17 protein-coding genes and 1 tRNA gene are annotated in these 22367 nt (G+C 37.8%); 3 read left to right on the top strand and 15 right to left on the bottom strand.

What is annotated here, in order from left to right; translation table 11 throughout:
* Positions 1-86: 86 nt before the first annotated feature.
* Positions 87-1766: an alpha-amylase family glycosyl hydrolase gene (locus ACEN36_RS02290; RefSeq protein WP_407125842.1), complete on the bottom strand. Its 1680-nt coding sequence runs from the start codon at positions 1764-1766 to the stop codon at positions 87-89.
* Positions 1767-1992: 226 nt separating this feature from the next.
* Between ACEN36_RS02290 and ACEN36_RS02285 the strand changes: the two genes are divergently transcribed.
* Positions 1993-2148, top strand: coding sequence for a hypothetical protein (locus tag ACEN36_RS02285; protein WP_407102194.1), 156 nt, complete (start codon positions 1993-1995; stop codon positions 2146-2148).
* 530 nt (positions 2149-2678) lie between these two features.
* On the opposite strand, the gene eno is transcribed toward ACEN36_RS02285, so the two are convergent.
* The 11 genes from eno to ACEN36_RS02230 form a co-directional block, all read right to left on the bottom strand.
* A complete protein-coding gene (eno, locus tag ACEN36_RS02280; RefSeq protein WP_407095904.1) occupies positions 2679-3980 on the bottom strand; it encodes a phosphopyruvate hydratase in 1302 nt (433 codons plus the stop codon).
* A 117-nt stretch (positions 3981-4097) separates the two neighbouring features.
* On the bottom strand, positions 4098-5630 hold the full coding sequence (gpmI, locus tag ACEN36_RS02275; protein ID WP_407095903.1) for a 2,3-bisphosphoglycerate-independent phosphoglycerate mutase: 1533 nt from the start codon (positions 5628-5630) through the stop codon (positions 4098-4100).
* A complete protein-coding gene (gene tpiA, locus ACEN36_RS02270; protein ID WP_407125841.1) occupies positions 5630-6385 on the bottom strand; it encodes a triose-phosphate isomerase in 756 nt (251 codons plus the stop codon). Before tpiA ends, gpmI begins: the two co-directional genes overlap by 1 nt.
* A gap of 52 nt (positions 6386-6437) precedes the next feature.
* On the bottom strand, positions 6438-7625 hold the full coding sequence (locus ACEN36_RS02265; RefSeq protein ID WP_407095901.1) for a phosphoglycerate kinase: 1188 nt from the start codon (positions 7623-7625) through the stop codon (positions 6438-6440).
* Positions 7626-7748: 123 nt separating this feature from the next.
* A complete protein-coding gene (gene gap / locus ACEN36_RS02260; RefSeq protein ID WP_407095900.1) occupies positions 7749-8750 on the bottom strand; it encodes a type I glyceraldehyde-3-phosphate dehydrogenase in 1002 nt (333 codons plus the stop codon).
* A gap of 41 nt (positions 8751-8791) precedes the next feature.
* Entirely contained in the window at positions 8792-9829 is a 1038-nt protein-coding gene (locus tag ACEN36_RS02255) for a sugar-binding transcriptional regulator (protein WP_407125840.1), read from the bottom strand.
* A gap of 374 nt (positions 9830-10203) precedes the next feature.
* On the bottom strand, positions 10204-10746 hold the full coding sequence (locus ACEN36_RS02250) for a DsbA family protein (RefSeq protein WP_407125839.1): 543 nt from the start codon (positions 10744-10746) through the stop codon (positions 10204-10206).
* A gap of 128 nt (positions 10747-10874) precedes the next feature.
* A complete protein-coding gene (clpP, locus tag ACEN36_RS02245) occupies positions 10875-11474 on the bottom strand; it encodes an ATP-dependent Clp endopeptidase proteolytic subunit ClpP (protein ID WP_407095897.1) in 600 nt (199 codons plus the stop codon).
* Positions 11475-11773: 299 nt separating this feature from the next.
* A tRNA-Arg gene (locus ACEN36_RS02240) sits at positions 11774-11845 on the bottom strand.
* 412 nt (positions 11846-12257) lie between these two features.
* The gene (locus tag ACEN36_RS02235) at positions 12258-14081 is read right to left on the bottom strand and encodes an ABC transporter ATP-binding protein (RefSeq protein WP_407125885.1); all 1824 of its coding nucleotides are present in this window, start codon (positions 14079-14081) and stop codon (positions 12258-12260) included.
* Entirely contained in the window at positions 14035-15789 is a 1755-nt protein-coding gene (locus ACEN36_RS02230) for an ABC transporter ATP-binding protein (protein ID WP_407125838.1), read from the bottom strand. Before ACEN36_RS02230 ends, ACEN36_RS02235 begins: the two co-directional genes overlap by 47 nt.
* A 354-nt stretch (positions 15790-16143) precedes the next feature.
* On the opposite strand from ACEN36_RS02230, the gene rpoN reads away from it, so the two are divergent.
* Positions 16144-17496, top strand: a complete 1353-nt coding sequence (rpoN, locus tag ACEN36_RS02225; protein WP_407125837.1) for an RNA polymerase factor sigma-54 — start codon at positions 16144-16146, stop codon at positions 17494-17496.
* Positions 17497-17595: 99 nt separating this feature from the next.
* Here the strand turns inward: rpoN and whiA are convergent, their stop codons facing one another.
* The 3 genes from whiA to rapZ are packed head-to-tail and all read right to left on the bottom strand — an operon-like array spanning position 17596 to position 20503.
* Entirely contained in the window at positions 17596-18546 is a 951-nt protein-coding gene (gene whiA, locus ACEN36_RS02220) for a DNA-binding protein WhiA (protein WP_407125835.1), read from the bottom strand.
* A 29-nt stretch (positions 18547-18575) separates the two neighbouring features.
* The gene (gene yvcK, locus ACEN36_RS02215; protein ID WP_407102200.1) at positions 18576-19616 is read right to left on the bottom strand and encodes a uridine diphosphate-N-acetylglucosamine-binding protein YvcK; all 1041 of its coding nucleotides are present in this window, start codon (positions 19614-19616) and stop codon (positions 18576-18578) included.
* Positions 19616-20503 (bottom strand): RNase adapter RapZ, encoded by an 888-nt coding sequence (rapZ, locus tag ACEN36_RS02210; protein WP_407095892.1) that lies wholly within the window; start codon positions 20501-20503, stop codon positions 19616-19618. Before rapZ ends, yvcK begins: the two co-directional genes overlap by 1 nt.
* Before the next feature lie 199 nt (positions 20504-20702).
* Between rapZ and lpdA the strand changes: the two genes are divergently transcribed.
* Positions 20703-22094: a dihydrolipoyl dehydrogenase gene (gene lpdA / locus ACEN36_RS02205; protein ID WP_407125834.1), complete on the top strand. Its 1392-nt coding sequence runs from the start codon at positions 20703-20705 to the stop codon at positions 22092-22094.
* The last annotated feature ends 273 nt before the right edge of the window (positions 22095-22367 follow it).

Genomic DNA, 22367 nt, shown 5'->3' with positions numbered 1-22367 from the left:
AACATAACTCGTTCAAAATTACTAGCAGAGTTTCGAGTTTTTTATAGCTGTTTCGAGTTTTTTATAGCTGTACGACCACACTTCTGTCATCCGTTTATTTCATATAAAACGACTACTCCATATGGGCCGAGCTCTAACTTCCTGTCATCTACTCGATTGCCTTTATTCGCCAAAATGACTTCCGCTGCTGCACATTCACTGCTCATCTTTAGTGTTTCTTCCTTATCCGAAAAATTACAATACACCCATCCTTTTTTCTCTCTGAATGACCTTTCATAAATAAACAACGTTTCTGGCGAATCATACAACCTGTAATTCCCATGTGTAAACAATTCTTTTTTCTTTAAAGCAATCAATTTTCGATAAAATTGGAGAATACTTTGTTCGTCTTCCTCTTGTTGCAAGACATTATAATGCTTTTCTCGATTGTACAGGGTCCAAGGAGTGTTTCTTTCAGTAAACCCTATTTTTTCACTGTCTTCCCACTGCATGATCCCTCTAGAAGTAGCGCGAGAAGTCAGACTCAAATGCAGCATGATTTTGTCATGGCTCCAACCAAGCTTTTCCGCTTCTTTATAAAATTCACTAGCCTTTTCATCGTCCATTTCTTTCGCATCGTCATAAATAAAATTCCTCATCCCTATTTCTTCTCCATAATAGATAATCGGAATCCCTTTTTGTAAATACAATAAGGCTGCTGTCATCATTTGGCTGTTGTTTCTATAAACTGTAGTGTTCCCATACTTGTGTTGATGCCGAGGTTCATCATGGTTGTTCCAAAATAAAATCGGCCCTCCCTTTTCAGAAACCGCTTCTTGAAATTCTTTTTGATTCTGTTTGAACGCTCTTAAATCTAACGGTGCCCATTGCATCTCTTTATTTAATCTGTCGTCCAATTGATCCGTTTTTTCTGGAAAATGCTTCAGCGTAATAATTTTATCTACTCTATCCTTATCCGGATCGGTATATTGCCGTGTAATTTCAGCGTCTGCACTAGTCGCTTCCCCCATTAAAAGAATTTCTTTTTCGTGCTGCTTTACAGCAGAGTTGATTTCATGGAGGTAGCTATCCAGTTTTTTTCCATATTCTACCATTTCTGTACCCGGTCCCTTTTCATCTGGGTGATCGGGGAAATTTTTATCCACAGATAAATAAATAAACGCGTCTAATCGAAAACCATCAATGCCCTGTTCAATCCAATAGTCTAAGACTCCCAACATTTCTTTACGCAACTGTGGATTATCCCAATTTAAATCAGCCATACTTTGCATAAATAAATGCAGATAAAACTGCTCGCCATTGTCTTCTTTTGTCCAAACCGTTTCGCCTAATTCTGCTGTCCAATTCGAAGGATACTCTTTCCCTTCAGGTGTATCCGCCCAAATATAATAGTCACGATAAGGGTTGTCTTTCCCTTTTAAAGCTTCTTTAAACCAGGGATGTTCTGTGGATGTATGATGCAAAGGAAAATCGTATATTAGCTTTAACCCCCGTTTATGAGTTTCATCAATCAATTGCTTTCCTTGTTCTTCCGTCCCAAATAAGGGATCAACTTGCTTGAAGTCTATGACATCATAACCATTGTCCTCTTGATTAGACATAACCATAGGTGTAATCCATAATGTATTGACTCCGAGGGATTGAATGTAATCTAATCGCTTGATAATCCCTGTAATGTCACCAAATCCATCTTCATTGGTGTCTTGGAAACTTCTTGGATAAACTTGATAAATTATCGCTTCTTCCCACCATTTTTCATTTGTCATTTTACCACCTTCTCTTATTCTGAATATTTACTTACTTTTATTCTAACAAGCTTTTCTTTAAAGGTCATTTATTCTCCCTTACACTACTTATTTATCATCTACAAAAAATTCCATCATTATCGCAGAAAGGTATCCTCCCCAGTGACAGGAGCAAAGTTTGCTTCTCTATTTTTCATGGCATTACTGCTGGTAGATTTGTTTGTAGTTTAATATCGGAAGTACTTTCATGCCGCCAATTTTGGGTTATCTGTTTAATATTTTAACAGTTCAACTCTTGCCGCTGTATTTATTGTTCTCTACATTATCAATGATGTTTTCATTTGCAAGAGTGAATCAGATCGTACAAGAAACCAGACAGGAAATGAACGTTTTTACAAAATAGTTTGTCATGAATTACAATAATTGCAAAACCCAAAAGAACGCAGAGCCAAATCGGTCTGCGTTCTTTTGGGTTCTACAAGATTTGACGTTGATAAGTAAAAACTAAATTTTCGTTTAATTCAAAACCTTTTAGAAACGCATGCTAGAAATTTCTGGAGGACTATGGGGTTGCTTATAGCCATGAAAGAAGATGCAATAAGTTCTACGCTGCGCTTCGCATACCATGCTTGTAAGTTGCTGAAGCAACAACAATCATGGCAAATTACTTAGCGTTAGGCTTTAGCCGTTACGCTTAGTTTGATGCTTGCAAGCCTGGAGACGCGGGTTTCGGCTCAAGGCGGTTCCCATGGATTTCCATAAGCAACCCCGTAGGCCGGAAGAAATTTCTTTACCAACGCCAGAAGATGGAGAACCTTCTTTTGCTCCTCTCTTAAGAACAAAAAAAGCCATCTCACTCTACCAATTGTAGAATGAGATGACTATAAAATTTTCTCAACAGTCTAACTAACTTAAACAGAAAACACGGTTAAATTATTTGTTTTTTAGGTTGTAGAAAGCTTGTAAACCTTGGTATTCAGCTAATTCGCCTAATTGGTCTTCAATACGTAACAATTGGTTGTATTTAGCGATACGGTCAGTACGGCTTAATGAACCAGTTTTGATTTGACCAGCGTTTGTAGCTACTGAGATATCAGCAATTGTTGAATCTTCAGTTTCACCAGAACGGTGAGAGATTACAGCAGTGTAACCAGCTTTTTTAGCCATTTCAATTGCATCAAATGTTTCAGTTAAAGAACCGATTTGGTTAACTTTGATTAGAATTGAGTTACCGATATCTTGTGAAATACCTTTAGCTAAGATTTCAGTGTTTGTAACGAATAGGTCATCACCAACTAATTGAACTTTATCGCCTAAGCGTTCAGTCAATAGTTTCCAACCTTCCCAGTCGTTTTCATCCATACCGTCTTCAATAGAAATGATTGGGTATTTATTTACTAATTCTTCCAAGTAGTCAACTTGTTCAGCAGCAGTACGTTTAGCACCGTTTTCGCCTTCAAATTTAGCGTAGTTGTAAACACCGTCTTCGTAGAATTCAGAAGAAGCACAGTCAAATCCAAGGTAAACGTCTTTACCTGGTTCTAGACCTACTTTTTTGATAGCTTCAAGGATAGTTTCTACTCCGTCTTCAGTTCCTTCGAAACGAGGTGCGAATCCACCTTCATCCCCAACTGAAGTTTCTAAACCACGTCCGCTTAAGATTGATTTCAATGCATGGAAGATTTCTGCTCCCCAACGTAAAGCTTCTTTGAAAGTTGGAGCTCCAACTGGTAAGATCATGAACTCTTGGAATGCGATTGGAGCATCAGAGTGAGATCCACCATTAATGATGTTCATCATTGGTGTTGGCAATACTTTAGTATTGAATCCACCTAAATATTGGTATAAAGGAACATCTAGGTAGTCAGCAGCTGCACGAGCAACAGCAATAGAAACACCTAAAATAGCGTTAGCTCCTAATTTAGCTTTGTTTGGAGTTCCGTCTAAGTCGATCATAGCTTTATCGATAGCCATTTGATCACGAACATCGAAACCGATGATTGCTTCTGAGATAATGTTGTTTACGTTATCTACAGCTTTTTGAACACCTTTACCTAAATAACGGTCTTTGTCTCCATCACGTAATTCATGTGCTTCGTGTTCTCCTGTTGAAGCTCCTGAAGGTACCATTCCGCGACCAAAAGCACCGCTTTCTGTGTAAACTTCAACTTCAATTGTAGGGTTACCGCGTGAGTCTAAAACTTCTCTTGCTAAAATATCTGTAATAAATGGCATTTTTTTTCTCTCCTTTGAGTTATCAAATAGAACCATGAACAACTTTCTCGTTCAAGTTCAGTTTAGTTAATTTTAATGTGGTTTGCAACTAGTATCCCACGATTACGCAGGTTTTCTTTAATCTTTAACGATTAAAGATTCCCCAGTCATTTCTGCTGGTTTTTCAATATTCAGTAAATCTAACATAGTAGGAGCAACATCTGCAAGACGGCCGTCCTTGCGTAATTCTGCACCCTTTTTAGTGACGATTACTGGTACTGGCACTGTTGTATGTGCTGTATGTGGTTCCCCAGTTGGTGTGATCATTGTATCTGCATTTCCGTGATCAGCGAAAATAACAGCATAACCGCCTTTTTCAATAATAGCGTCAACGACACGTCCCAAATTCTCATCAACTGCTTCAATAGCCTTGATAGTTGGTTCTAACATTCCGGAATGACCAACCATGTCTGGATTAGCAAAGTTCAAGATGATTGCATCTTGTTTATCTGCTTCAATATCTGCAACCAATGCATCGGTTACTTCATATGCACTCATTTCAGGTTTTAAATCGTACGTTTCTACTTTAGGAGAAGGAATCAAGATTCGGCTTTCTCCTTCAAATTCCTCATTACGTCCACCATTCATAAAGAAAGTAACGTGAGGATATTTTTCAGTTTCGGCAATACGCAATTGTTGTAATCCATGACTAGATAATACTTCTCCCAAAACATTTTTCAATGCGATTGGCGGGAAGGCAACTTCAGCTTTGATGCTGGCATTGTAAAGAGTCATCGTTACTAAAAGAACGTTGCTCGGACGATTTCCACGATCAAAATGATCCCATTCTTCGTCTGTTACCGCATTTGACAATTGGATCGCACGGTCTGGACGGAAGTTAAAGAATAGAATTGCATCGTTATCTTCAACTGTTGCTACAGGTTTTCCATTTTTTTGGATAACTGTAGGCATTACAAATTCATCCATTTTACCTAATTCATAGCTGTTTTTCACTGCATCTACAGCAGAATCAGCAAAGTTTCCTTTGCCATGGAAAATAGCGTTGTAGGCTTTTTCTACACGTTCCCAACGTTTGTCACGGTCCATTGCATAAAAGCGTCCAGAAACAGTAGCGATTTCTCCGATACCAATCTCTTTCATTGCTTTTTCCAATTGTTCCACATAGCCTAAACCAGAGTCAGGAGCTACATCGCGACCATCTAAGAAAGCATGTACGTACACATTTGGAACGCCTTTTTCTTTAGCGGTTTTCAACAAAGCGATCAAATGATTGATGTGACTGTGAACTCCACCATCTGATAATAAACCAAATAAATGAAGACTTGAGTTCATTTCAATCGCTTGATTCATTGTACTGTTCAATACTGGATTCGTTTGAAAATCGCCATCTTCTATAGCTTTATCGATACGCGTCAAACTTTGATACACAATACGTCCAGCTCCAATGTTGGTATGACCAACTTCAGAGTTTCCCATTTGTCCTTCTGGTAATCCAACATCCAAACCAGATGCTTTTAAAGTGGCATGAGGATAAGTTTCCATATAGCGATCAAAGTTTGGTTTATTTGCTTGAGCTACTGCATTACCCATAGTCTCTGTACGACAACCGAAACCATCTAGAATAATGATAGCTACTGGTGATTTACTCATTATTTATTAGCCTCCAATAACGCTAAGAAAGAATCTGTTTCTAAACTTGCTCCACCGACTAATGCTCCATCAACATCAGGTTGGTCCATTAATTCTGCAATGTTTGCAGGCTTAACACTACCACCATATTGAATACGTACAGCGTCAGCTGCTTCACGAGAAAATTCTTTTGCTACTGTTTCACGAATAACAGAAATAGTGGCATTTGCTTGTTCAGATGTAGCTGTTTTACCAGTTCCGATTGCCCAGATTGGTTCATAAGCAATCACGATTTCACTTACTTGACCTTCAGTTAAGCCTTTTAGTCCAGCTTTTACTTGGTTAGCAACTAAATCGTTTGTTTCTCCTGCTTCATATTGCTCAAGAGTTTCTCCACAACAGAAGATAGGTGTCATACTATTTTTGAAAATAGCGTGTGCTTTTTTGTTGATATCTTCATCTGTTTCGTGGAAGTACTCACGACGTTCAGAGTGTCCGATAATAACGTAGCTAACACCGATATCACTTAAAGCTTTAGGGCTCACTTCACCAGTGAATGCTCCTTCTTCTTCAAAGTAGCAGTTTTGAGCAGCAATCTTCAAATCAGTTCCTTCTGCAGCTTTTACTAAATCGTGTAAGAATAATGTAGGAGCTCCTACTACTGAATCTACTACATCAGCAGAAGGAATTTTTCCTTTTACTTCTTCAACAAATTCACGTGCTTCTGCAGCAGTTTTGTTCATTTTCCAGTTTCCTGCAATAATTGGTTTACGCATTCTAAAACCTTCTTTCATAAATTTTGGATCTCAATCAGCTTAAAGACGAATCTTATTTATCCGAAATAGCTGCCAATCCTGGCAATTCTTTTCCTTCTAAATACTCTAATGAAGCTCCGCCACCAGTTGAAATGTGTGTAAATTCATCTGCGTAGCCTAATTGTTGAGCTGCTGCGGCAGAATCTCCACCACCGATGATTGTAATAGCATCTTCTAATTCAGCTAATGCTTTACATACACCAATCGTCCCATTAGCAAAGTTCGACATTTCGAATACTCCCATTGGTCCATTCCATACAACCGTTTGAGCGCCTTCTAATGCTTCTTTGAATAGTTCAATTGTTTTAGGTCCAATGTCTAATCCCATTTGTCCTTCAGGAACTGGTCCTTCATGAACTTCAGTTGCTACATCATTGCTGAATTCTGCAGCTGTAACATTGTCGATAGGCAATACTAACTTATCGCCAGCTTTTGCAAGTAATTCTTTGGCCAATTCAATTTTGTCTTCTTCGACTAATGATTTACCAATTTCAATTCCTTGTGCTGCGTAGAAAGTATAAGCCATACCTCCACCAATCAAGACTTTATCCGCTTTATCTAATAAGTTTTCGATAACACCGATTTTATCGCTTACTTTCGCTCCACCTAAGATAGCTACGAATGGACGTTTTGGTGCGTCTACAGCGCCACCGATAAATTTGATTTCGTTGTCCATCAAATAACCAGCTGCTGTTTCTAAGTGAGTTGCGATTCCTACGTTAGAAGCATGAGCGCGGTGAGCTGTTCCGAATGCATCGTTTACGAATACATCGCCTAAGCTTGCCCAATATTTTCCAAGTTCAGGATCGTTTTTGCTTTCTTTTTTACCGTCTAAATCTTCAAAACGAGTGTTTTCAAACATCAAAACTTCGCCTGATTTTAGTGCAGCAATGGCATCTTCTAATTCTTTTCCACGTGTTTCAGGAACGAATTTCACTTCTTTCCCAAGAAGTTCACTCAATCGTTCTGCAACAGGTTTTAAAGTTTTGTCTGCTTTGTCTTCTTCAGTTTTGATTTTTCCTAAATGAGAGAAAAGAACCAATTTTCCGCCTTGTTCCAAAATGTAGTTGATTGTTGGAAGAGCAGCTTGGATACGGTTGTCATTCGTGATTTTACCATCTTTCATAGGAACGTTAAAATCAGCACGTTCTAAAACAACTTTATCTTTTAAATCTAAATCTGTAACAGCTTTTTTTGCCATGTTAAAATCCTCCTTAGTATCCCTTACTAAATGCTTTAACAATTAAAAAAGCGGAGAAGCGCGTCGCTTCCCCGCTTATCATTGTAAATTTATACTCCTAACAAGAAATTGCTATTCGTTAAATTACAGTTTTGCAAAGTATTCTAAAGTACGAATCAATTGTGAAGTGTATGACATTTCATTGTCATACCAAGCAACAGTTTTAACGATTTGTTTGTCACCAACAGTGATAACTTTCGTTTGAGTTGCATCGTATAATGAACCAAATGACATTCCTAAGATATCAGAAGAAACAATTGCATCTTCAGTATATCCGTAAGATTCGTTAGCTGCTGCTTTCATTGCTGCGTCTACTTCTTCAGCAGTAACTGATTTTTTCAATACAGTTTGTAATTCAGTTAATGAACCTGCTGCAACTGGAACACGTTGTGCAGCTCCATCTAATTTACCTTTTAATTCTGGTAATACTTCACCAATTGCTTTAGCAGCACCAGTTGTATTAGGGATAATGTTAGCTGCTGCAGCACGAGCACGACGGAAGTCGCCTTTTGGATGTGGAGCATCTAATGTATTTTGGTCACCTGTGTAAGCGTGGATAGTTGTCATTAATCCTAATTCAATACCAAATTTGTCATTTAGTACTTGAGCCATAGGAGCTAAACAGTTAGTAGTACAAGAAGCACCTGAAATAACTGTTTCAGAACCGTCAAGAGTTTCGTGGTTTACATTGTAAACGATTGTTTTCATGTCACCAGTTGCTGGTGCAGAGATAACAACTTTTTTAGCTCCTGCTTTGATGTGTAATTCAGCTTTTTCTTGAGTAGTGAAGAAACCAGTACATTCTAATACGATTTCTACTCCAAGTTCGCCCCATGGAAGTTCTTCTGGGTTACGGTTGCTTAATACTTTAACGTCTTTACCATTTACTGTAAACGCGCCATCTTTAACTTCAACGTCTCCATTGAAACGTCCTTGAGTTGTATCATATTTTAATAAGTGAGCTAACATTTTTGGATCTGTTAAGTCGTTTACCGCAACTACTTCAATACCTTCTAATTCTTGAATACGACGGAATGCTAGACGACCAATACGTCCGAAACCATTAATACCTACTTTTACTGACATAACAAGATTTCCTCCTTTAGAAAATCGAAAATTTATTTATTTTAAAGGGTAATCCCTTTTAAAATCTGGTTTGCAGCACCTTCATCAGTGATTAGCCAAGTTTGCGAGGGTGCGTTTTTCATATAAGCTTTGATCGCTTCAGCTTTCGATTCTCCAGCCGCCACAATAATCGCACTAGGTACGGTCGTTAACTTGCTGGATTGCATACCGATGCGTGGGATTTTATACACCACTTCACCTTCAGCATTGTAAAATTCTCCGAAAGATTCAGCAACTGCTGCTTTTTCTTTAAGAAGCGCGAGTGTCTCATCATCAAGTCCTCGTCGCTTTGCCATATGTCCTGCGTCTCCTATACTATAGATTACACAATTTGCCAGTTTTATCAAATCTAACGTCTTCTTCACGCTGGGTTCTTGCAATAAAAACTCATACGTTTCTTTGCCGACTTGTTCTGGTACATACAGAGCTTGATTTTTGCCTCCTGTGACTTCAGCAAGTCTTGCACTGATTGAGTTTGCTTGTATATCTACAGACTCTCCCAGCCCGCCTCTCGCAGGCACAAAAAACAATTCTCGATTTTTAGAAAGACTTTCATCAATGCGGTTGGCTACTGCCGCCATTGTTGTTCCACCCATCACGGCGATAATATTTTTGCCTTCTGGTAATAGAAAATCCAATGTTTCAAAAGTCGCTCTACTCAAATCAGCAATAACCTTTGACTGACTGTCAAGGTCACCTGACACAATAACGCATTGCTCAATTTGGAAGTAAATCGCTAGATTTTTTTCCTTATCGCGCATGCCTAATTTTTGTCCCATTAAGTGATCTAGTGATCGATACGTTTCTTCTCCATAAGGAGTAAGCAACATTCCTGATTTTGTAGAAAATAAAAGACGTTGTTTTTTCAACACTTCCACTTCCGTACGTAAACTTCTTTCAGATATACCTATTTTGTCAGCGAGCACTCGTCTTCCGATTGGTCCTAACAAATAGATATTCCTCAAAATTCGGTGTCTCTCTTTTAGAGTGTCTATTACGTCAGGAGCTACTTTTTCTATAACAGACAAAACCTCTTCCATGAGCCACCTCTTTCTAAGCGGGTCGTTTTTCGTCCACGTTAGCCGTTTAGCGACCCTCTATATCAAAAAAAACAAAGAGATTAAAATGCATAAAGACATTTGATTTTTAATCATGCTCTTCATTCTACATTTTACAGAACTTCCCTCGTCTGTTTTATCTCTTACAGTTGTATTCTACCAATTCTTGGGACAAGATGCAACCTATTAATTCAAGAATCTCTCATTACTGAGTTAATTCGATATGGGTAGTCCTTTTGACAAACCTTAGACATAAAGAAGCGGTTTTTACCACTTCTTTCTTTATGTCCAGGAGTGTAAAACGAACCGTTTCTCAGTCCTTTTTGACAAATGTGTTACTTATTTATGGCTGGGTTTCAAGAGTTCTTTTTGGCGTATTCTAAATCAATCAACTCTTTTAATTCCACAGGAGTGATATGCTCATCGAAGACATGGTCTCCAATGAATACGGATGGAACAAATACTACATTAGCATCGTCAGCTTCATGAATGATTCCATTGATTTCAATTTCATTAGGTTGGTGAGTCAATCCGCGTTTTTCAACCACATATTCTGCCACTTGATCTAAATCGGCTAGATTTCCCCATTCATCTTGATGAGCAAGAAAGTAATCTATTTCAATCAATGCATCTTCCGGATTTTTGTAGTCCAGATAATGATGAACGACATTCCCTTTTTTCAAACTGGGTTTTTCTTTATCAAATAATTTAATGATGCGTTGGACTTTTCCTTCGTGCACATAGTCAGTCAATACATCTTTAGAATCAACATACCATTTTTTGCAGTACGGGCAACGCAAATTAATAAATTCGATCACTTTAACTGGTGCACTTTCTTTACCAATTTTAAATCCATAAGTTGTATTGACTTTATCTGCTTTGATCTTGCTAATATCCATCATATTACCTCCTATTAGTGATACTTAATAGTATACTTGGAATCCGTGCAAATGAAAAACATTCTTTTTACAATGAAAAAGGAGACCACTCTCCAATTTAATGGAAAAGGTCTCCTTTATTCACTAATCTATTTACCTGGTAGTTCTGCGTTATTTTCCATTACTTCATCGATCAGACCATATGCTTTTGCATCTTCTGCAGACATATAGTTATCACGATCTGTATCACGTTCAATAACTTCGATGGGTTGCCCAGTTCTGTCAGATAAAATTTTATTTAAACGTTCACGTGTTTTTAAGATGTGGCGAGCAGCAATTTCAATTTCAGTTGCTTGTCCTTGTGCTCCGCCTAATGGTTGGTGAATCATAATTTCTGCATTCGGCAATGCAAAACGTTTGCCTTTTGCTCCAGCTGTTAATAGGAAACTTCCCATTGAAGCAGCCATTCCCATTGCAATCGTTTGAACATCAGATTTAATAAAGTTCATCGTGTCATAAATAGCAAAGCCGGCTGTCACACTACCACCAGGAGAGTTGATGTAAATATAGATATCTTTCTCTGGGTCTTGTGCATCTAAAAAGAGCAATTGTGCAATAACTGAATTAGCTACATCGTCATCAATTTGTCCGCTTAACATGATAATACGGTCTTTTAATAAACGTGAGTAAATATCGTAGGCGCGTTCACCTCTTGATGATTGTTCAATAACTGTAGGTACTAAGTTCATGAAGTATTCCTCCTCTAATTTGTTTCCTAATGATTGTATCATACTCATTCTAAAGAATCAGTTTCAATGAGTTTCTACCCTTATTTTACTCTTTTGGTCAATAAAGGTCAAACTTTTTATTGTCTTTTTGTTTTATTTTTCACTTTTTTTATATCTGTTTTTGATTATACAGGTAAAAGGAGCCAGGATAAAACCCTGACCCCTTTATCAATGTATATTAGAGCGGATTAATTCGTACTCTCTAGACGTGTTGCTGCTCCACGCTCTTCTTTAGACTCGTTGTTCCACGCTCTTTTTAATGTCTCCTGAGGGAATCGAACCCCCATCTCAAGAACCGGAATCTTACGTGATATCCATTACACTAAGGAGACAGTATGACAACTACTTAATATTATCTAATATCAGCCTAAAACACAAGCCAAAATTTGCAAATAGGCTCATATTTCGCTCAAACAAGTTTCTTTAATTCTAATTTCAACTCTGAGTACCATAGAGAAAAAGCCGCTCTCTATAAATAGAAAGCGACTCAAAGTAGTTTAAGGTTCTACAATATTTGACGTTGATAAGTAGAAAATCCACTTCTTTTTAATACTAAACCGATCAGAAATCCATTCCCAGAAATTTCTGGAGGCACGTGGGGTTGCTTATAGATATGAATAAGGGTGCAAGCCTTGAGACGTGGTTTTCAGCTCAAGGTGTTCCCATAGCTTTTCATAAGCAGCACCATAGGCCGGAAGAAATTTTTTTACCAACGTTAGACAATGAAGAGCCTAAATAAACAGTCTAATTATTTTCTTGGAAAGTTTGAAGTTGGTACATATCATGATAAACCCCTTGTTGATCAATCAATGATTCATGATTTCCTTCTTCAATAATTTCTCCATGTCGTAACACATAGATTTTATCTGCATCTCGAATTGTCGATAAGCGATGGGCAATAATAATGGTTGTACGGCCGCGACGCATATTTTCTAACCCTTTTTGGATTTTCTTTTCTGTTTCGGTATCGATATTTGCGGTAGCTTCATCTAAAATCAATATTTTAGGGTTTCGCAAAATGGTACGGGCAAAACTGATCAATTGTTTTTCACCTGTTGAGAATGTAGCTCCACCTTCAATAACTTTTGCGTGGTAACCACCATCGAGTTCTTCAATAAAGCTGTCTGCATTTACAAACTCAGCGGCTTGACGGATCTCTTCATCAGAATAATTCCCATGCAGCCGGATATTGTCAGCAATATCGCCATAAAACATAAAACTATCTTGTAAAACCAATCCCATTTGTTCACGTAATTTTTCAATCGGAATATCCCGGATGGATTGTCCATCTATCAGCACATCACCTTTAGCGTATTCATAAAAACGCATCAGCACATTAATGATAGAACTCTTTCCTGAACCAGTTTGTCCGACTAAAGCAATAGTTTGACCAGGTTCTGCCGAAATTGAGATATCTTGGAGAACTTCTTTTTCTTGGTCATAAGAAAAGGATAGATCCTGAATAGCAATTTTCCCTTCGGTAACCCTGCCAGTTGCGTCCTCTTCTGCACTGGGGGCCATATCATCACGATCTAATAAACTGACTACCCGTGCTCCTGAAACTAATCCATCTTGAAAAATACTTAAACTATCCAGCATATTTCCAATAGGATGGAAGAACGATTTAGCATATGACGTAAATGCATAAACAATCCCAATATCTACTGCTATACCTTGCAAATGACGCAATCCAAAGATCCACAATACAACAAACAATGCAATAGCTTCAATCAAATTAATGGCCGGCATCAATAACAAAGCATTCATTTTAAACATATTGTTTCTCGCGGCTACATATTGTTGATTTACATCATCAAATTCATTTTTTACTCGTTCTTCTTGATTAAAATGCTGAATAATAGTCATTCCCATAATGGATTCACTCAATTTGGCGTTCAATCGACTCAAAGCTTCTCGAATTCGGCCATAGATCAATGTACTGTATTTTTGGTAAATATAAATCAATACAATCACGATCGGTACAAAGGCCATAAATACCCATGCTAAACGAGCATTTAGACTAAACATCGCTACACCAATGGTTATGGCATTTAAAAAGCCGTCTAAAAAAGTCAAGAATACATTCCAAAATTCTTTAATGGTCTCTGTATCATTGGTGACTCGCGAAACTACTGAACCATTCGGAGTTTGGTCAAAATAACGCATCCCTAAATGAACCACTTTATGATAAATTTGGTTTCGCATACTCGCAACTGTTTTCTCGGATGCTATCTTAAAACAATAATCTTTTACATATACCACAATCATTTTCACTATTACAAAACTAAAGTAAAATAGCGTAATACGAATAGTCGCATCAAGAGCTACTTGATCTACAGCTAAGTATTCATCAATGTAGCGTTGAATCACTACAGGCAAGTAAGCATTTATACTGGAAACAATGACCATTCCAATGATAGCAGCTAAGAACGGCAGCCAAAAAGGTTTTGTAAATGAGAATAAACCAGCTAAAATATGGATTTGTTCTCGTATCGTAAAATTTTTCTTTTGTTCCACTAGTTTATTCCCCTCCTTCTTCCACTTTTTGTTGCAGTTGTTGTTCTTCATACATTCTGCGGTACCAACCCTCATTTTGTAATAATTCGGCATGCTTACCGCGTTCTACGATTTGTCCTTTATCCAAAACAATGATTTCATCCGCGTGCATAATAGAACTGATTCGGTGGGTAGCAATAATAGTCGATTCATTTTTTCTGATTGCACGTAAATTGGCTAAAATTTGTGATTCGGTTTGTGCATCTACTGCCGATAAAGCATCGTCCAAAATCAAAAATTCAGCCTTTGTAGCTAAAGCGCGTGCGATAGCTATCCGTTGCTTTTGTCCACCCGATAGAGAAACTCCGCGTTCTCCAACTTTTGTATCGTATCCTTCTGGAAATTGAGTGATATCTTCATGGATATCTGCCAGTTGAGCAAAATACTCCACCTCTTCTTGAGACAGACCAGGATTCACAAAGCGAATATTTTCTCGAATAGTGGTTGAAAATAAGAACGTATCTTGAGGTACATAACCAATTCCGTTTGCCACAGCATCTAAACGATACTTTTTTAAATCCGTCTGATTATATGTGATTTGACCTTGATACTGATCATAGTCCCGCATCAGTAATTTGAACAGCGTACTTTTTCCTGCACCTGTATGGCCTACAACCCCTAATGTATTCCCGCTATCCAAATGAAATTTCGTTCCTTTTAAAACGGGACTTTTCCCCTCCGGATAGGTGAACTCTTGTATATCAAAATCGATGTCTCCCGTTACAGGAGATGGGATCGGATCTTCCGTTTTTTCCAAATGAGAAGCGTAAGAAAGCAATGTTGTTACACGATTATAGCTAGCGTCTCCACGTTCTAAAGTGTTTGCTACACGCCCAACTGCCAGTAAAGGCCACGCCATCATAGATAAATAACTAAAATAAGCAATCAATTCTCCAATAGTGATTCTGCCGATAGAAATAAAATAAGTTCCAAAAAATAATGTCAACACATAGGTTAACCCAGTGATACCTTCGATTACCGGAGTATACGCAGAATCCACTTTATAAACCTTTTTGTTTTTCGCTACCACATTGTCCGTATCTTTTATAAAATCAGCGTAATGATGTTCTTCTTCACCAAATGTCTTGATGACTTTCATACCGCCAACACTCTCTTGGACTTGGTTGTTCATTTGAGAAAAAGATTCCAATGATTTTCGGTAACGCTTATTGATAGCTTTCCCAAGGTGACGGGCAGCAAAGATCAATAAAGGGAACGGTAAGATAGTGGTCAACGTCAATTGCCAGTCTACTAAAAAGAACATACTGAACAACGTGACACTCCCTACGGAAATGGAATCTGTGATCGATAAGATCCCACCTCCAGCAACAAAGCGAAGAGCTGCTAAGTCATTCGTCGCATGAGCCATTAAATCTCCAGTACGGTATTCATTGAAGAACTGGCTGTCCATCTTAGTAAAATGAGAAAACAAGCGATTGCGCATAATGGATTCCAGCAAAGTTGAATTTCCAAAAAGAGCTGTCCTCCATCCATACCGCAAAACATACATGGTAATCGCAAAAATAAGAACTAGTCCAGATTGAATAGCTAGATTTTCCCAAGTCAATGTATTGGCGATCATTTGATCAATGATGTTTCCGATAATCAATGGTGTGATAGCCGATAAGAGCGCACAAATCATCAAAGCAATGATGCCAAATGTATAACTTTTCCACCTCAGTTTAAAAAACCAAGATAATTTTTTTAATATTTCAAACACTGTATCTCCCCTTAATAAATAGTTTTGTAACGTTTCACAAGATAAGGCAAAAGACACTTTTCAATGCTGAGTAAAATGTCTTTCGTCAAAAACTCCATTACATGGCAGTTTCGTTCCCTTACGTGTTTCTTCCTGAAAACAATAGTATAGTTATTTTACCATATCTTATAATCATCGTCTGTTATAAAATCTTTATTCTAACAAGCAGCTTTCTCTCCTTCTTCCGTTTCTGTAAAAGACTCTCTTTTCAAATATTCGTCACAAAGAAAGATTAAATTTTTTACAGTAATTAATGCTTTCTTCAGAATATGGTATCATTAATAAATAGATGAAACCGTTTCAAGGAGGATAACCATGAGTTTTGAACAAACTTATACACAACAGCAAAAACAAAGCCAAAAGTTAGCTATGACTCAGCAATTGCAACAGTCAATTCAAATGCTGAACATGAATCAAGAAGAGTTGGTTTTGTTCTTAAAGCAAAAAGCTTTGGGGAATCCTTTGATTGAAGTCAAAGTAAAACAATCTTCCCCAACTGAAAGACAACATAGTCTTTCCTACAATACTTCATCAGCTCCTACGAACTATAATCCAATTGATCAAGCAGCAGACAGACAAACTTCTTTATTTGCTTCTGTCATTGACCAAATCAACTTGACTATGAGAGATACGTATCTAAGAGAACTTGTATTGTGGCTGGCAAGCTACTTAGATGAAAATGGCTATCTGACTATTTCGCTAGATGACGCTATAGAAAAAACTGGTGCTGAAGGAATTCAACTGATTGATGCTCTGACATTGTTGCAGCAGCTCGAGCCAGCTGGTGTCGGAGCTAGATCTCTACAAGAATGTTTGATGCTGCAAACCGAACGTGATAATGAAGCTCCAAATATGGCTTACCTTATATTGGAAGAATCTTTTGATTTATTCAGTTCTCATAAATGGGAAAAATTGGCTAAACAATATACTGTGCCTTTGTTGACTATTCAAGAAATATCCGATTATGTTCAAACCTTAACCGCACATCCTGGTTCTTCTTACAGCAACCAAGAAAATCAATTTATTCGTCCCGATGTTATCGTAAGACAATTAGATGAACAACTCTCTGTTGTTTCTGCTAAAACTGGCTTACCCATCATCAAATTCCAGAAAGAATATTACCAAGACATGTTGCTGGTTGAAGACAACGATGTTAGGAAGTTTATTAATGAAAAATATGCAGAATACGAGTGGATACAACGTAGTCTGCAACAAAGAGAAGAGACCATTGTGCGCGTGGGTGCAGCCATAGTTGAAAAACAAAAAGAGTTCTTTTTTAAAGAGTCTCATCCTTTAACTCCAATGACCCTGAAAGAGATCGCTCAAGTGTTGGATATCCATGAGTCAACAGTAAGCCGCTCCATAAATGACAAATATTTTCAGACGGATTTCGGCGTTTATGAAATGAGGTCCTTCTTTACTACAGGATTAAAGCAATCTTCATCTTCACTAAATAACGACCTGACAGAACAAGCTATTTCTTCTGAAGAAGTAAAATCTAAAATCAAAAACATGATTGCGGAAGAAAATAAATTAAAACCCTTGTCTGATCAAAAGATTTCCAGTGCACTAGCTGAAGAAGGAATTACCATCTCCAGAAGAACGGTAACCAAATATCGAGAGTCCCTCTCCATACCATCCTCCACAAACAGAAAAAGATACGCATAGAGCGTGGAGCAGGGCGTTTAAAAAACAGCCGTCTCTACACAAAATGAAAAAATTTAAAAAGCTAGCAGAAGGACTGATTTCTTCTACTAGCTCTTTTCTTTAGTTGCTTACACCTATCTGGCTTTTGCTTCGATAACTTTCGGCCATTTCATTTAGCTTTCGTAAACGATGGTTGATACCCGATTTGCTGATTTTTCCACTAGGTACTAAATCACCCAGTTCTTTTAGAGTCACATCTGGATTTTCCACACGCACGATCGCAATCTCTCTTAACTTTTCCGGAAGACTTTCCAAGCCTACCACTTCTTCCAAGAAACGAATGTTTTCTATTTGTTTGCTGGCAGCATCAATCGTTTTATTCATATTGGCATTTTCGCAATTGACTAAACGATTCACAGAATTACGCATATCTCGAACAATACGAATATCTTCAAACTTCAGCATGGCATTCGTAGCACCAATCAGTGCCAAGAAATCAGCGATTTTTTCAGCTTCTTTTAAGTACGTGATATAACCGTTTCTTCTACTAATCGTCCGAGCATTCAGCCCGAATTTATTCATCATCGAACAAATATCATCATTGTGTTCTTCATAATTCGAATAAATCTCTAAATGATACCGACTAGTTTCGGGATTATTCACTGAACCGCCTGCTAAAAAGGCTCCTCTTAAATAAGATTTCGTTTTTTGATTGTTCTCTGAAATCTCTTTACTGACATGTCCTTGATACAACATCCCATCCATGATCGATAAATCTGCTAAAACCTTTTTGGTCCCTTGTTTTAAACGCACAATATAAACATTGTTTTTTTTCAGTTTCATTTTACGTCTCACTAATAGTTCACTCTCGACTTCAAAATGATCTTTCAACAGAACATAAATCCGTCTCGCAATAGCTGCGTTTTCAGATTGAACATTTAAAATAAACTTCTTTTCAACTAAACTGATGCTCCCATTCATCCGAATCAATGCTGCCAACTCAGCTTTTGCATGCTCTCTGTGAACTTCCAACTGCGTGAGTTCCTTTTTTACCTCTGAGGCAAATGACAAACCCTTCCCCTCCTTTCGCTGTTATCTTTTTATAACGTATCTAAATTAGTTTCGTATTTTTTTCCGTAATATTGGATGTCAAAGGATATTTTAAAGAGTTCTTCCACAACTTTATCTTTATCGTGAAACACTCCATTGTCTCTCAGTTCTAAAAAGTTATTTGAAATAATCATGGGTACTTCTTTTTTCAAACCATTAAAATTATGATCTACCTGCACTAAATACTCATCATATTTTTCAGTATCGATATAATTTTCAGGCACTTCTCCAATATTGACTAAAACTGTATCAATAAATTTTTGGTTCATATGACGATGCAACACTTCAATATGATTGGCATCCGAAAAATTTTCTGTTTCACCAAGCTGAGTCATGATATTGCAAATGTAAACCACATTTGCTTGTGTTTCGACCACTGCTTTTCCTATCTCAGGAATCATCAGATTCGGTAAAATACTGGTGTACAAACTTCCTGGTCCTAAAACAACCATATCTGCGTCCATGATAGCTGAAACTACTTTGCGAGCTGCTTTTACTTCTCTCGACCCGTCCAGCTTTGTCACATACACATGATCAATGAGTTTGCGGTGCTTTGCAATTGAAGATTCGCCACTCTCTTGAGTTCCATCTTCAAATACAGCATGCAATTCTAAAGGCTCTTCAGCTGCTGGATAAACATGCCCATCAATCATCATCATTTTTCCTAATACTTGAATGGCTTCATAAATATTGCCTTTCATTTCAGCCATAGCTGAAATGATGAGATTCCCGATAGAATGTCCAGCTAGCGATTGGTCATTCACAGCAAAACGGTATTGAAAAATTTCTTTTTGCATCGCTGGGATATCTGAAAGAGACACTAATACGTTTCGAATGTCTCCAGGAGGAACAGCATTTACTTGTCGGCGCAAGTCGCCGCTGCTCCCTCCATCATCTGCCACTGTAACGATTGCAGTTACGTCTGAATTTTTTGCCCTAAGCCCTGCCAGTACAACCGGAAGTCCAGTTCCACCACCGATAACGACTATTTTCGGCTTTCTATTTTTCTTCTTGTTTGTTTTTTCATTCATCATGATCGATTCACTGACTCCTTGGTCTTTTCATAATCGCGATGTGTAATATGAACTGGGTACCCATCTGACTGTATTTTTGCTGCTATACGTTCTGTCAAGGCCACAGAACGGTGTTTTCCGCCTGTACAGCCAATCGCGATCGTCACGCTGCTTTTACCTTCTTTTTTATAACCTGGCAATACATATTCTAGTAAATCTGTAAATTTACGGTAAAAGACTTCAGTTTCCGGTTGTTGCATTACATAATCATATACTGCTTTATCTTTTCCGGTCAGTGGACGCAAATCATTGATATAATGAGGGTTCGGTAAGAATCGAACATCCATCACGACATCTGCATCAATTGGTAAACCGTACTTGAATCCAAAAGAAACCATCTCTACACGAAAAGTTGTTGTTTCTGCTGTGTGAAATTCGTTTAGGATCTTAGTTCTGAGTTGACGTGGTGTCAACTCGGATGTATCAATCACTAACTGTGCTCTTCCTTTTATAGCTTCAAGCATGTCTCTTTCTCTTTTTATACCATCCATTACTCGTCCGCCATTAGCTAATGGGTGAGTTCTCCGAGTTTCTTTGTATCTAGACACTAACTGAGTATCATTAGCATCTAAGTACAACACTTTTGTGGTGATAAAAGAAGTATTGTCTAAACTTTCTAGAGCTGGAACTAATTCGTCGAAAAAAGCACTCGATCTTAAATCAATAACAAGTGCAATTTTGTTTAGTTTGCCTGATTCCTTCACTAACTCCCAAAATTTTGGCAGTAGACTGGGTGGCATGTTGTCCACACAAAAATAACCCATATCTTCAAAACTTTGCATAGCTACGGTTTTCCCCGCTCCGCTCATACCAGTGATGATCACTATGTTCAAACTTTCAACCATATTATTCGCCTCTTTCTCTTTTTCGTCCCCTAATATCCATCACTATATTATAACATTCCGGGCGTGTCATGTATAGCGTCCCTCATCTATTTTTAAGAAATAAGAACTATCCTTTGTTTTTTAGTCAAATTTAGAGTAAATTACTATATGGGAGAATAGTTGTGTGAAATATAAAACAATAAGAAAAGAGTGATTTATTATGAGCAAAAAGGAAACTGTCATCATTGGCTCCGGTCCAGGAGGATACGTATCCGCGATACGAGCGGCACAGTTGGGGCAAAAAGTCACCATTATTGAAAAACAATACATTGGTGGAACTTGTTTGAATGTAGGGTGTATTCCTTCAAAAGCACTCATTACCGCTGCGCATGCATTTCACAATGCAACAAATTCTGAGATATTTGGTGTACAAACAGAAAGTGCTCAGATTGATTTAGAAAAAACACAAGACTGGAAAGAAAATACAGTTGTAAAACGTTTGACTGGTGGAGTAGAAGCTTTATTAAGAAAAAACAAGGTGGAAATCATCAGAGGTACTGCAAGTTTTAAAGACAGCAATCATTTGATTGTTGAAAAAGCAGACGGTACAGAAGAAATTGAATTCACAAACGCTGTTATTTCTACAGGTACAACTGCCATCGCATTAGATGAAGTTCCTTTTGGCGATAAAGTCGTAGATACAACTGGAGGAATGGCTCTGAGAAAAGCACCTGAATCACTTGTGATTATTGGTGGCGGTTATGTTGGAACACAATTAGCTGGAGCTTTCAGCAACTTAGGTGTAAAAGTAACCATTTTAGAAAAAGAGTCTCACGTTGTACATTTCTTTGATGAAGACATGTCTAAAATGGTTGAAAAAAATTATGCTAGTAAAGGTATTGAAATCATTACAAACGCAAACATCAAAAGAACTACCGAATCAGCTGATGATGTGACGATCACTTATGAAAAAAATGGTAAAGAAGAATCTGTTACAGCAAGTGTTGCGCTTGTATCTGCTGGAAGAAAACCTTATACGAAAGGTTTGAACTTAGAAAGTGTCGGCGTTGAAATGCACGAAAACGGTCGTATCAAAGTCAGCGAAACGTTACAAACTTCAGTTAGCGGAATTTATGCTATCGGAGACGTAGCTCCTGGTCCTGCATTTGCTCACAAAGCAAGTTATGAAGGAAAAGTTGTTGCAGAAGTAATTTCAGGTCAACATCCTGCTTTAGAAGAAGAAGTTCTTCCTATCGCGGTTTATACAGAACCTGAGATGGCCACTGTAGGGATGTCAGCTACTGAAGCTAAAAAATCTGACCGCAACTTAAAAGTCAGCAAATTTCCTCTTGCAGGAAATGGCCGTGCATTATCTTTGAACCAAACAGAAGGTTTTGTTCGTTTAATTACTGATGAAGATAACGATCATACTCTTGTGGGAGCACAGATTGTTGGTGTTGGGGCTCCCGACATTATCAGTGAAGTAGGCTTTGCAATTAAAAACGGCATGAATGCTGATGATATCTCGTTGACGATTCATGCTCACCCTTCACTCGCCGAGTCTATTATGGATGCATCTGAGTTAGCTTTAGGTATGCCTATCCATATGTAATTTCTAAAGGACTTGGACCATCCTTTTTTAACCATACCAGTTTTTAAAACTTGAATGGATAGCATCACTAATCTTGTTAAGTGTTATTTTTAACAGATCTAGTGATGCTATTTTTTAACCCGCTTTCCTTTACTTCAAGTCTTTTTTAGATCTATTTTATTTCAAATCAACTGCTCGAATCTGAATTAGAATTCTAATTGCTCATATTTATTCATGATGCTTTTATTAAAGTGGTTACTCCTACGCGTTATCCCTAATAATAATTGCATAAAA

It is taken from the genome of Desemzia sp. FAM 23989, from assembly GCF_045528345.1.
Classification (GTDB): domain Bacteria; phylum Bacillota; class Bacilli; order Lactobacillales; family Carnobacteriaceae; genus Desemzia.
This window is presented reverse-complemented; position numbering and strand designations above follow the sequence as displayed.